Source organism: Pseudoalteromonas prydzensis (genome assembly GCF_011050055.1).
GTDB lineage: Bacteria > Pseudomonadota > Gammaproteobacteria > Enterobacterales > Alteromonadaceae > Pseudoalteromonas > Pseudoalteromonas prydzensis_A.
The window spans coordinates 58,936-71,316 of sequence record NZ_DRGM01000079.1 but is presented as its reverse complement, the minus strand read 5'-3'; the positions used below and the strand labels follow the sequence as shown (position 1 = coordinate 71,316).

The 12,381-nt window shown below is 42.2% G+C and carries 15 protein-coding genes; 14 read left to right on the top strand and 1 reads right to left on the bottom strand.

Annotated features, from left to right (window positions below; all coding sequences use genetic code 11):
• Window positions 1-139: 139 nt before the first annotated feature.
• The 6 genes from ENH88_RS07505 to ENH88_RS07480 all read left to right on the top strand — a co-directional run bounded on the left by ENH88_RS07505 (window position 140) and on the right by ENH88_RS07480 (window position 3,933).
• A complete protein-coding gene (locus ENH88_RS07505; RefSeq protein WP_304181285.1) occupies window positions 140-268 on the top strand; it encodes a hypothetical protein in 129 nt (42 codons plus the stop codon).
• A gap of 65 nt (window positions 269-333) precedes the next feature.
• On the top strand, window positions 334-723 hold the full coding sequence (locus tag ENH88_RS07500; RefSeq protein ID WP_304181284.1) for a YbaN family protein: 390 nt from the start codon (window positions 334-336) through the stop codon (window positions 721-723).
• Window positions 724-804: 81 nt separating this feature from the next.
• A complete protein-coding gene (locus ENH88_RS07495) occupies window positions 805-1,437 on the top strand; it encodes a PepSY-associated TM helix domain-containing protein (protein ID WP_304181336.1) in 633 nt (210 codons plus the stop codon).
• Window positions 1,437-1,940, top strand: a complete 504-nt coding sequence (locus ENH88_RS07490) for a DUF2271 domain-containing protein (RefSeq protein ID WP_304181283.1) — start codon at window positions 1,437-1,439, stop codon at window positions 1,938-1,940. The genes ENH88_RS07495 and ENH88_RS07490 overlap by 1 nt, the downstream gene beginning before the upstream one ends.
• A gap of 62 nt (window positions 1,941-2,002) precedes the next feature.
• Window positions 2,003-2,845 (top strand): DUF4198 domain-containing protein, encoded by an 843-nt coding sequence (locus ENH88_RS07485; RefSeq protein WP_304181280.1) that lies wholly within the window; start codon window positions 2,003-2,005, stop codon window positions 2,843-2,845.
• A gap of 197 nt (window positions 2,846-3,042) precedes the next feature.
• Window positions 3,043-3,933: a hypothetical protein gene (locus ENH88_RS07480; RefSeq protein ID WP_304181279.1), complete on the top strand. Its 891-nt coding sequence runs from the start codon at window positions 3,043-3,045 to the stop codon at window positions 3,931-3,933.
• Between the two features lie 38 nt (window positions 3,934-3,971).
• Here the strand turns inward: ENH88_RS07480 and ENH88_RS07475 are convergent, their stop codons facing one another.
• Window positions 3,972-4,490, bottom strand: coding sequence for a hypothetical protein (locus tag ENH88_RS07475; RefSeq protein ID WP_304181278.1), 519 nt, complete (start codon window positions 4,488-4,490; stop codon window positions 3,972-3,974).
• 137 nt (window positions 4,491-4,627) lie between these two features.
• On the opposite strand from ENH88_RS07475, the gene ENH88_RS07470 reads away from it, so the two are divergent.
• The 8 genes from ENH88_RS07470 to ENH88_RS07435 all read left to right on the top strand — a co-directional run bounded on the left by ENH88_RS07470 (window position 4,628) and on the right by ENH88_RS07435 (window position 12,305).
• Window positions 4,628-5,047: a DoxX family protein gene (locus ENH88_RS07470; RefSeq protein WP_304181276.1), complete on the top strand. Its 420-nt coding sequence runs from the start codon at window positions 4,628-4,630 to the stop codon at window positions 5,045-5,047.
• A 76-nt stretch (window positions 5,048-5,123) separates the two neighbouring features.
• Entirely contained in the window at window positions 5,124-5,975 is an 852-nt protein-coding gene (locus ENH88_RS07465; RefSeq protein WP_304181275.1) for a pirin family protein, read from the top strand.
• Window positions 5,976-6,027: 52 nt separating this feature from the next.
• Window positions 6,028-7,881, top strand: coding sequence for a monovalent cation:proton antiporter-2 (CPA2) family protein (locus ENH88_RS07460; RefSeq protein ID WP_304181273.1), 1,854 nt, complete (start codon window positions 6,028-6,030; stop codon window positions 7,879-7,881).
• Window positions 7,874-8,770 (top strand): LysR family transcriptional regulator, encoded by an 897-nt coding sequence (locus ENH88_RS07455; RefSeq protein WP_304181271.1) that lies wholly within the window; start codon window positions 7,874-7,876, stop codon window positions 8,768-8,770. Before ENH88_RS07460 ends, ENH88_RS07455 begins: the two co-directional genes overlap by 8 nt.
• A 120-nt stretch (window positions 8,771-8,890) precedes the next feature.
• On the top strand, window positions 8,891-9,580 hold the full coding sequence (locus ENH88_RS07450) for a pirin family protein (protein WP_304181269.1): 690 nt from the start codon (window positions 8,891-8,893) through the stop codon (window positions 9,578-9,580).
• 12 nt (window positions 9,581-9,592) lie between these two features.
• Window positions 9,593-10,321, top strand: coding sequence for a sulfite exporter TauE/SafE family protein (locus ENH88_RS07445; RefSeq protein WP_304181267.1), 729 nt, complete (start codon window positions 9,593-9,595; stop codon window positions 10,319-10,321).
• A gap of 65 nt (window positions 10,322-10,386) precedes the next feature.
• Window positions 10,387-10,830, top strand: a complete 444-nt coding sequence (gene nudB / locus ENH88_RS07440) for a dihydroneopterin triphosphate diphosphatase (RefSeq protein WP_304181265.1) — start codon at window positions 10,387-10,389, stop codon at window positions 10,828-10,830.
• Window positions 10,831-10,994: 164 nt separating this feature from the next.
• Entirely contained in the window at window positions 10,995-12,305 is a 1,311-nt protein-coding gene (locus tag ENH88_RS07435) for a mechanosensitive ion channel family protein (RefSeq protein WP_304181263.1), read from the top strand.
• Window positions 12,306-12,381 lie beyond the last annotated feature (76 nt).

Genomic DNA, 12,381 nt, shown 5'->3' with positions numbered 1-12,381 from the left:
ATTAGACCCTGAACCTATACGGCCAATTATTAGCAACCTCAAAAACAGCCAACACCAGTAGAGTCATGATTTTCAACGGTGATTAAACTCCTCCCCCTTCATCAGCTCAAAAGTTGGCGCCGCAATGTTAGGAAAGCAAGTGCAAGCTAGACTATACTTTAGCGGTGGGTTTGCTGCGCGCTATTTAGCAGGTGCTGGGCGTGGCAGTGCATGGCGTCATTTAGTACAATTGATTGACAGTATTGAACTTACACCAGCTCAAGAGTAAGCATTGATCTATGGTGCTCGCCAAGCATTTAGCCGTTTTCAACTTTATCAGGCACAAGTATACCCATGAATTTAAAGGTAATTTTTGCTACCTATAAAAATATTGGCTATCAACTACTCGGCTTAACTCTCGTTGGGCTGGGAATTATTGGTATTGTGTTACCGGTAATGCCCACCACTATTTTTTTCATTTTGGCATTAGCGTGCTTTACTCGCTCATCGCCAAAACTCGCGGCTTGGTTACTTAATCACCCTCGTTATGGCGCAACCTTACGCCATTGGCAAAAATACAAAGTAGTACCTGTAAGAGCTAAATGGTTTGCGGGTGTTGGTATGTCACTTGGCTTTATTGTATTGCTGCTCTCTTCACCAGCTTGGTGGGTTTTAGTGCTAGTTGCCAGCATAGAAATAGCGGTGATGATTTATTTACTCTCTCGCCCCTCAAAACCCATATAAATGTAAAGTTCGTAAATAAAGTTGTTATAGTTAATGCAAATGATTACCATGTAACAATTATTGCAAACAACTATATTATTTATGCCGTTAATAAATAAACGAACTTTATATAGCACCAGCCGTGCGTTACATATTTACCTATCAACAGCATTGCTGTTTTTACTGATCCTATTTTGTGTTAGCGGCATTGTTCTTAACCATGTTGATTGGCTTGAAGGCGATAAAAGTGATGGCCAACTAACCGCACAACTGCCAGCAGAACTAATAGCACAAGCTAAAAAAAACCTAGCCACGCTACCCTCTTTATATCCGCAAATAGAAGCTTACCTAGCAACTGAACACGGCTTAAACAAAGTCAAAAGTATTGAATGGGAAAAACAGGACGCATTGGTGATGCTCGACTACCCACTGCCAGCAGGCTTTGCGTTTGCTGAACTTGATTTCATCAGCGGTGAATTAAACCTCGAATATCAAACTGGCGGTTTTTTAAGCTTAATTGGCGATTTACATAAGGGTCGTCATAGCGGCGAAGCATGGAGTTGGGTGATTGATATATCAGCCATGTTAATGATTTTGTTTGCTATCACCGGAATGATTATTTTATTTCAAAATAGAAAAAAACGCCTAGTAGGAATATGGCTAACAGTGCTTGGGGTCGCGACACCGGCAGTCATCTATTTATGCTGGGTTCCGCAACTAAAAGGAGTGTCTTAATGCTAAAACTTAATACCTTAATTGGCGCTGTTGTTTTATTTACAGCGGCTTTATTTCAACCTAACGCAGATGCCGCAGAGCTTGAAATTGAACTTACCCTACCAGATCTAGACGTGCAACCTTATCACCGCCCTTATGTAGCAGTGTGGCTAGAAACCCCAGAGCGCAAACACGTCACCACAGTGGCATTATGGGTTGAAAAAGCAGAGTGGTTTAAAGACTTACGCCAGTGGTGGCGTAAAGCCGGCAAAAGTGACGCTAACTTTGACGGTGTTACCGGTGCAACAAAGCGCCCAGGTACTTACACCATTAACTGGAATGGCACTGACTTAGCAGGCAAAGCCGTTACTGCGGGCAAATATTTACTTAATTTAGAAGTGGTACGTGAAGAAGGTGGTCGAGATTACACCCGTGTAGAACTCGATTTAAGCAAAGATGGCAAAATCACCATTGATGGCACAAACGAGTTTTCACAAAGCTTTGTCACTATCGTAAGCAAATAACAAGCAGACGCAGCAAGTTAAATAAAACAAACGCTTAACTATTATTCAAATAAGGAAAGATTATGAAAATCAATTTACTTAAAAGCGCGCTGATTGGCGCAGTTACTTTTACCGCTCTTGCGTCTAGCTATGCCAATGCGCACGCGCGCTGGTTAGTGCCTTCGCACACCTCTCTTTCTGGTGACAAAGCCCATTATGTGATGATCGATGCCAGTATTTCTAATGAAATTTTTGCGCCAGACAAAGCATACCGCCCAGAGCAAAAAGGCGCGGAATATGATGATAATCTGATTATGGCTATTGGCCCTGATGGCAAGCCAGTCAGCGACAAAATTCGTGCTTATTACCTACAACGTAAAAATTCAGCGGCAGTCAAACTAGCTGGAGAAGGTACTTATCATATTACGATGAGCCAAGAGCCACGCCTAATGACTTTTTATAAAGATGCCAAAGGCGAACGTGGCCGTGTATTTGGCCCTAAAGACAGTAAAGATATCCCAGCTGGCGCAACCGATATTAAAACCACAAAATCGATTGCCACTGTAGACACCTTTGTAAGTCGTAACGGTACTTCAAAACCAGCGCTACTTGGTCAAGGCTTAGAGATCAGCGGTCCAACTCACCCTAATGATTTATTTGTTGGTGAAGAAGCGCGTTTTCAATTATTAAAAGATGGCAAACCTGCTGCAAACATCGAGCTTGCCATTTTAAAAGGTGATACACGTTATCGTAACGAGCGTGGCGAAGTTAAAGTAACCACAGATAAAGACGGTTTTTTCACTAACACATGGCAACATCCAGGTTTATACCTGATTGAAGCAAGTGTGAGCGAAGATGCAACTGAAAAAGGTATCGATAGCGTACGTTATTCGTTATTTACCACCTTAGATGTGGCACCTGAGTAATTAACTTATAACCGAGTGGTTAGCGCCTGCTAACCACTTTTCAGTTTCACTACTAATTAGCACTATACACTATTTTATAGTCAGCCAATTTTACCTTCATAATAAAAACAACTATAAAACAAACACTTAATTTTTGGCTTCGTTTTTGCTATTACTAGCTTATATGGAATGTCTAACTAAAAACGAGTACTCAAATAATGACTAACAAACCTCTTTCTTTATTAACTAAAGCACTGCCTATCGCCACCGGTTTACTATTGTTAAGTGGCTGCATAGTGCATATTTCAACTGCAAGTGCCAACATACAACAACAGCAGCAACGCTCTTTATCTGCCGCACAGTTACAGCAACTCGATATTGAAAGTGAAGCCGGCTCGGTTCAAGTCATTGGCTCACACACTGCGACTGAAATCACTGTAGATGCCACTATTTACACGGCTAAAAGTGATGACCCTTATACGCTAACTCTTGAACAAAAAGGCGGCAAAGCCGTGCTCATAGCTAAAAGTTACAGCCCGTCAGGAATGGTGGTATACCAAGGCAGCTCACCGAGTATCGATTTAATTGTCACCGTGCCAAGCTCATTTAGCCTTGAGATTGACGATGACTCTGGCGATATAAATATCGCTGGTGTACTAGGTAATATCAATATCGATGACGACTCAGGGAGCATTCGTATAGATCAAGGTCATCATGTCACTATTGATGATGATTCAGGTGACATTGATATACAAAACATCACCGGCAATCTCAAAATCAGCGATGATTCTGGCAGCATTACGGTAGATAACGTTGCTGGCAATATAATTATTGAAGATGATTCGGGTGACATAACCCTTACCAATATCACCGGCAGTGTCGATATAGACGATAACTCAGGCAGTATCTCTGCTAAACAGCTAGGTAGTTACTTAACGATTGAAGATGGCTCTGGTGATATTTTCGCAGAGCACATCAATGGCTTGGTTACCATTGAGGATGGCTCAGGCAGTATCCGCGTTAATCATGCTAAGGGCTTAACCATTATTGACGCTGGCTCAGGTGATTTGAGCATCGATAATATCAATGGCCCAGTAAAGCTAGACTAACCAGAGTAACTGCTGCAGTTTAATGTAAAAACGGTCAATTAATTGGCCGTTTTTGGTTTTGGTTGGGTGTAATCAATCGTGTGGTCACAACTGCCGTCCTTTTCACAGTCATTAATACCATCGCCATCTGCATCCCAGCTTGGGTGCATGCGCTTTTTCACCACTTTAGGCTGTTCACCAATTTGTACCTGTAGGGTGAAATCGGCGCTCTCACTTTGCTCTGATGGCTGTGTACTTGAGTAAACACGTATAATGTAATCACCTGAGGCTGCTATTACTTGGCTCATTTTATTGCCATGGGTAGAGCTGGTGTACACAGGCTTAGAGCCAGCTTTAGCAATAACGTTAAAATAATCACCTAAATCCGCAGAGCTTAATTCAACAGATAGTCGCTCTGTGGCAGCTAACGAAATTTCATAATCAATAAACCCTTTGCCCGCAAAACTATCAACCAACAACCATGATTGTTGTTTGGCATTATCATGAGTGACTAACTGCTGTACATCAGTACAGGCGCTTAAAAAAAATAATAAACCAATACCAAGCCACTTCTTCATTTTATTCTCCTACATTTAAATTCGCTTAAAAGGAATGATAAACGCTAAATTAACGACTTTTAACTCAATAGAAATGAACATAAACTTAATTCATCGCAGCAACACTGCATAGTTAATCAACAACAGGAATTTATAGTATGAATATTTTAACGCTTATTTCAAAAAATCCAGCACTCACTAATGTTAGCAGCTTATTAGCCCGTGTGGGTTTGGCAACTTTATTTATCTTAACGAGTTTTAGCAAAATACAATATTTTGATGCCACGGCGCAGTATATGGCATCCGCAGGCTTACCTGAATTTTTGCTACCACTGGTTATCGCGTTTGAGCTAATTGGTGGTTTATTAATTGTACTGGGTTTATTAACGCAATTAACAGCCATTGCATTTGCTGCTTTTAGTGTTGTTAGTGCCTTGTTATTCCACTTGCAACTTGATGATCAAATGCAGTTTTTAATGTTTTATAAAAATATCGCTATGGCCGGCGGCTTTTTAGCGCTAGCAAGTCACGGCGCAGGAAAGTTCAGCATTGATCATCTATTGTTAAATCGTAAGTAATCAACTGCCACAGTTTAACAGCACAGTGCAATAATACGCTGTGCTCTGATTTTTGCTCAACATAAGGGATAAAATAATGGCTAAGGTTCTCAACCCTACCACCCATGATATTGGTGGCTTAGATGTAAAGCGCGTACTGCCACATTTTGATAAGAAAATGGTTGGCCCATTTATATTTTTTGATCATATGGGGCCAAATGACTTCCCGATTGGCCAAGGGATCAATGTTAGACCCCATCCGCACATAGGCTTATCAACACTCACCTATTTGTTTCGTGGCAGTATTTTACATCGCGACTCGTTAGGTAATAATTTAGAAATCCATCCAGGTGATGTGAACTGGATGACCGCAGGTAAAGGCATTGTCCACTCAGAACGAGAAAGCTTTGAAGTGAGAGCGAATCCACATCATATCGATGGCTTACAATGTTGGGTCGCGCTACCAGAGAATATGACCGAAATTGAGCCTTCATTTAGTCATCTGAAAAAACAGCAACTACCGCATATTATTCATGAAGGTATTATGATGCGGTTAGTTGTTGGCGAAGCGTACGGCCTAAGTTCGCCAGTAAAAACCTATTCACCAATGTTTTATATTGATGTGGTAGGCAGTGCCAATAGCCAAATAAAGTCACCCAACCCACAACAAGAAACCGCATTATATATAATTTACGGCAGCGTTACTGTGGGCCAACAAGATTACCAAGCCGGTGACTTTATTTTATTTGACAGCCAAGATACTGATATTCACTTTGCTACAGACGCACGTTTTATTTTGCTCGGTGGCGACAAATTCACTAAAGTCCCTTACTTGCATTGGAACTTTGTTGCTTACAGCAAAGAACGTTTAGAGCAGGCAAAACAAGACTGGCAAACACAACGTTTCCCAAAAATCCCTGGTGACGATAAAGAATTTATTCCGCTATAGTAAACAGTATTTTAAGGCATAATAAGTTAGCCAGTATTAGCAAAGGACCAGCATGTTAGAGATCGCATTAATTTATTTAGCCGCAGCCATTGTTGCCGTGCCTATTGCCAAACGCCTTGGCTTAGGCTCTGTACTTGGCTATTTGTTAGCAGGAATACTAATCGGCCCATTTATACTGGGTTTAGTAGGCGATCAAACCTCAGTAATGCACTTTGCTGAGTTTGGTGTAGTGATGATGCTGTTTTTAGTGGGGTTAGAACTACAACCCGCTAGGCTTTGGAAGTTACGCCATTCAATTTTGGGACTCGGTGGTCTGCAAGTGACCCTCACCGCCACGGTGATCTTTGCTATTTGTTATTGGCTGCTCGCCATGCACTGGCAAAGCGCCCTAGCAATTGGTTTAATGCTGGCACTTTCATCAACCGCCATTGTATTGCAAAGCCTTGAAGAGAAAGGCTGGCTAAAGAATGAAGCCGGACAAAACGCATTTTCGGTGTTGTTATTCCAAGATATTGCGGTTATTCCCATTTTAGCGTTACTGCCACTGCTTGCGTTTGAGCCACCATTAAACGCCACCAGCATGAGTCACTCACTCACAGCCGATTGGCCAGTGTGGGGCCAAGTTACCGCATCCGTTACGGTGATCGCAGCCATCATACTCGCTGGTAAATATATTTCTGCGCCGTTATTTAGATACATTGCTGAAACGCGCATGCGTGAGATATTCACTGTGTTTGCGTTATTTTTAGTGGTTGCGATTGCACTGATCATGCAAAGTGTCGGCTTATCTCCGGCGCTGGGGACTTTTTTAGCCGGTGTAGTCTTGGCTGAAAGTGAATTTCGCCACGAACTGGAAGCCGATATAGAGCCATTTAAAGGCTTGTTACTTGGCTTATTTTTTGTGGCAGTGGGCGCCTCGATTGATTTTGCCTTGTTATTTAACCAATTTGCTATAGTGGCATTGCTCGTTGTTACACTGATATTAGTAAAAGCAGCCGTGCTCTATGCCTTAGCACGGATTTTTAAAATTCATCATACCCAGCAACTGTTGTTCACTTTAGCCCTAGCACAAGGTGGTGAGTTTGCTTTTGTCTTACTCACCATGACCAACAGCTTACAGATACTAACCCCTGAACAAAGCAGTTTAACCACTTTGGTGGTGGCTATTTCCATGTTGATCGCGCCATTACTATTAATGCTTTACGACATCCTACAAAAACGTAGCAACACAACAACCAAACCAGATTTTGATCAGCCTGAGCAGATCAGCCCAGCAAAACATGTGATCATCGCCGGCTACGGTCGCTTTGGGCAAATTATAGGACGCTTATTGAGTACCCAAGGTTATGATATCAGCGTGCTCGATCACAGTCCGAGTCAAATTGATTTACTGCGCCGCTTTGGTAACACAGTGCATTATGGTGATGCCGCGCGCAAAGAGTTACTCGAAGCGGCGGGAGCTGATACTGCACAATTACTGGTCATTGCTATTGATAATGCCGACAAAACTCTCGAAATAGTGAAACTGGCTCACAAACACTTTCCGCAGTTAAAAATTGTGGCGCGCGCAATCGACCGCCGTCATGCCTATCAGTTATTGCAATTAGAAGTCAATGCCTTTAACCGTGAAACTGTCGATTCGGCCATCAATCTAGCCGTTGAAACCCTGGAATTACTCGGTAATTCAACCCAAGATGCACAACGTGCAGGGCACTTATTTAGAGAGCATGACCGAGCCTCAGTGCTACAACTGGCGAAACTGTGGGGCGACGATCACAGTTATGGCGTGGCTGTGCGTCAACGTACAGAAGATTTAAAACAAGTACTCACCCAAGATAAACAGGCACGCGAATCATTAAATACATGCGATCAAGGCGATTGCGAGGACCACAATAAAGATGCTTAGAATTACTTTAGAACAATGGCGTATGTTTAGGGCTGTTGTAGAGCATGGTGGCTTTAATCAAGCTGCGCAAAAAATTCATAAAAGCCAATCAAGTATTCATAATTCGGTGGGAAAAATTGAAGCCGCGTTAGGGATTAAACTATTTACCATTGCAGGGCGTAAAACGGTGATCACCGAAGCTGGCGAAATGATGCTGCGCCGAGCCAATTACCTCTTAGATGAAGCGGCAAAAATAGAAGCGGTAGGACAAACTTTGGGGGAAGGCATCGAAAGTCAATTACGCATAGCTGTAGATGAAGCTTTTCCGCAATCACTGCTATACAGCGTATTAAATAGCACATCATCACAGTATCCGCTGCTACGTATCGAACTGCTAGAGTCTATTTTAGCTGGGGCTAACGAGCTACTCGACAACACCCATGTCGATATTGCAATTTCTCCGTTTGCTGGCAAAAGTGGCTTTAGTGAAGAGCTTTGTAATATTGAGTTTATTGCCGTTGCACACCCAAACCATGCGCTTCATTCACTTAGCCGCCCGATTACATTAGAAGATTTAAAGTCACATAGACAAATCGTAGTACGCGACTCCGCAGCACATAACAAACAAGATGGCGGCTGGCTCGGTGCCGATCAACGTTGGACAGTAAGCCATATGCGTACTTCTATCGATATGATAAGTCGTGGTCTTGGCTTTGCGTGGCTGCCCAGTAGCGCAATTACAATGCAACTAGCTCAAGGGACGTTAAAACCTTTAATTCTCAGCCATGGCAGTCAGCGCAACACGCAAATGCACTTATTATTTAAAGACGGTGATCGCCTTGGCCCCGCAGCTCGCACATTCATTGGCGAGCTACGCTATCAAGTAATGCAGGCTGAACTAGATTACTAATTAATTAAGGGCTTTCATTCGATTAACGAGAACGAAAAGTCCTTTTAAAAGCGATTTTAATCGTTCTCATAACACTTATACTGCTGCTATTAAAATTCGTGTTTAATCAGGAGTAAAGTTATGCACTATATACGCAAAGCCAACGAGCGCGGCCAAGTTGATCTTGGTTGGTTACAAAGCCAGCATAGTTTTTCATTTGGTCATTACCATGATCTAAAACACATGGGGGTGTCTGTACTTAGAGTGATCAACGAAGATAAAGTACGCGCAGGCCAAGGTTTTGGCACTCATGGACACCGTGATATGGAGATTATCTCTTATGTTATTTCTGGCGCATTAAAACACCAAGACAGCACCGGCAATGAATACATTGTTCCTGCTGGTGACGTACAACGGATGAGTGCCGGCAGTGGCATTATGCACAGCGAATATAATGCTTCAAATTCAGCAACGGCGCATTTTTTACAAATTTGGATCCAACCCAAATTGCGTGGTATAACCCCTAGCTATGAGCAAAAAAGTATTCCGCAAACAACTCAGCTTACGCCACTCGTTACGCCAAATGGCGAACACGGCAGCGTGAGCATCAACCAAGATGCCAGTATCTATCGTTTAAACCTTGATGCAGGGCAACCATATAACTTGCAAACCAGTAACCGTAAAGGGTACTTTCATGTAATCTCAGGCTCTGTTGACGCAAATACAGATACCTTTAGCTCAGGTGATGCATTCGCCTTGAGCAGCGATGAGCAAGTAACACTCACAGCTAAAGACCAGCTAGAAGCGTTATGGTTTGATTTACCAGCATAAGTAAGGAAACAAATGACAGTAACAACCTTAGTGATCATTGCTTTTGTTGTATTACTCACTGGCGTATCTAAATCGGGTTTTGCCGGAGCGCTTGGGGTGTTTGCCGTACCATTGTTGCTGTTAGTAATGCCCCCTGTTGCTGCAATCGGCTTAATGCTCCCGATACTGATCGTTGCCGACATTTTTAGTTTAAAAAGCTACTGGCGACAATGGCATACCCAACAACTAAAACGCTTATTGCCGGGCTTGCTAACTGGTGTGTTAATCGCCCACGCTTTAATTGGCTGGCTCGATGCAGCTGTAATAAAAACAGCCATAGCTATGTTATGTATTGTGTTTGCGATCCGCAGCTTAGCGTTCAGTCAATTTACTGCAAATGCTGTAAATAACCGTATTGGCGCTGCAGTTATGGGCTTTTTAGCGGGCACCACTAGCACCTTAATACATGCAGGTGGGCCACCACTAATCATGTATTTCAGCAGCATAAAATTACCAGCTAAACAGTTTGTAGCTACTGTTGCGATTATTTTTGCGATGATGAATGCCATCAAGCTTATTGGCTTTATTAGTCTGGGTTTAATCGAAATAAAGTGGGCGTTAATTGCGCTTGCCAGCTTGCCGATTGCTTTTTGTGGTAATCGTTTAGGGATCTGGTTGCAGGGCAAACTCAATACTGCGCAGTTTCTGAAAATAATGAATGTACTACTCTTGTTGCTGGGTATTTGGTTGTTAGTGATGTGATCTGGCTAGTTAAACATTTCGTAGTTAGGTAAACTGATTCAACATACGCTATTTAAGGTTCTATTTTGTTAAATAACCAACCACTTCGTAAACCCTTCTCTGTACTGGTTGTTATTTATAAAGCAAATAAAGACTGTTTATTAATTCAACGTACCGATGACGCCAATTTTTGGCAATCAGTGACCGGTGGTATTGATGAAGGCGAAACACCTTTAACAACAGCGTATCGAGAGCTTTTAGAAGAAACAGACATCGATGCCCGCGCTTTGGGTTTAACAATACGCGATCACCAAAAAACCAATCAATATACAATTAGAGAGTCATGGCGACATCGCTATCAAGCCAACGCGTTAATTAATACCGAATATGTTTTTAGTATTTGCGTACCCGATGATATCGCCATCAAATTAGATCCCAATGAGCACACTAACTTTATTTGGCTCACGCAACAACAAGCGGCAGATAAAGCTTGGTCGCCAAGTAATCGCGATGCAATACTGGCGTTATAACACCGTGGTCATTGCCTGATCTCTTGTTTAGCGGCATGCTCAATTAACAATTCTATTGACTAACACCTGTTGAAGGTTGAGCAAAGTCTGGCTAATTATTCTGTAAATTTGCAAACTTATCAGCCATAGTAAAGCATCTAATTTTATCTAAAAAAGTATGACTTATGGATAGCGAATTTTTTGCCAAGCAATTTGAGTCTGTTTGGTTATTGATCCAATCGATGCTTAGTCAACAAGCAACCTATCTGCAATTATTAGTGATCATCACCAGCTACGCTGCCGCCTACTGGATTTATTCAAAAACAGTTAAAAAACGCGTTGATAAGCACACTAAGGTGGCGTCCGATCACCCAATAAATATTATGCTGTTTCGACTCAGCAATATCGTTTACCCGCTAGTGGCGATCATTTTATTACAGATATTTACCGCCATTGGCATCACTGCTGATTTGCAAGTGTGGTTAATGAATACTGCACTCAACATTGCCATCTTACTGTTTGCTTACTCAATTATTAAAGAATTTGTTAGCAGCCCATTTATGTCGGCACTGTTTAAGTTAGTTGGCCTGCCCGTTTTGCTGTTGCACTTACTGGGCTTTTTACCAGCATTTATTAAAACCCTTGAAGCGGTCTCCATTAATTTAGGCAATATCCAAGTCAGCTTATATGGACTCACGCGGGTATTGTTTTTTGGTGCTATTTTATTTTGGTTAGGGCGAGCCTCCAGCAATGTTGGTAAGGTTATAATTCGTAACCAGCAAACGCTAGATATCAGCACCCGCGAAGTGTTTACTAAACTCTTTGAAGTAGGTTTGTTTTGTGTCATCGCGTTATTACTGCTTAATATTATGGGTGTTAACCTCACCGCCCTAGCTGTATTTGGTGGTGCGCTAGGCGTTGGCCTAGGTTTAGGGTTGCAATCAATTGCCTCTAACTTTATTTCTGGCATCATTATTTTACTCGATAAGTCACTCACCATTGGCGACTTTGTTGAGTTAGAAAACGGTAAAAGTGGCTTTGTTAGAGAGTTCAAAATGCGCCACGCAATTTTAGAAACTTATGACGGCAAAGACATACTGGTTCCCAACGAAACCTTTATTTCTTCACTGTTGACCAACTGGACGCATAAAGATCCAAAACAGCGCTATCGTGTTGATTTTAGTGTGGCATACGCCACCGATGTCAGAGCCATGGTCGCAATAATTAAAGAAGCTGTTGCCCAGCACCCGCAAGTTATTAGCGGCCCTGAAATACCATTTGAAGAGCGCCCTGACTGTGAAATAGATAGCTTTGGTGATAATGGCATCAATATGTTTGTGGAATTTTGGATGCAAGGAATTGATGATGGTAAAAATCGGGTTGGTGGCGATTTGCTATTAATTATCCTAGAAACCCTCAAAGCCCATGATATTGCAATACCATTCCCGCAACGCGAAGTTAGAGTACTTAACGAAGGTTTTGTCAGTAAGATTTAAACTAAGCGGTGTGCATACACCGCTTATTCTATTGCTTTTTAGCGCATAAATAGGCTGCGCCATACCGCTGTTTGTT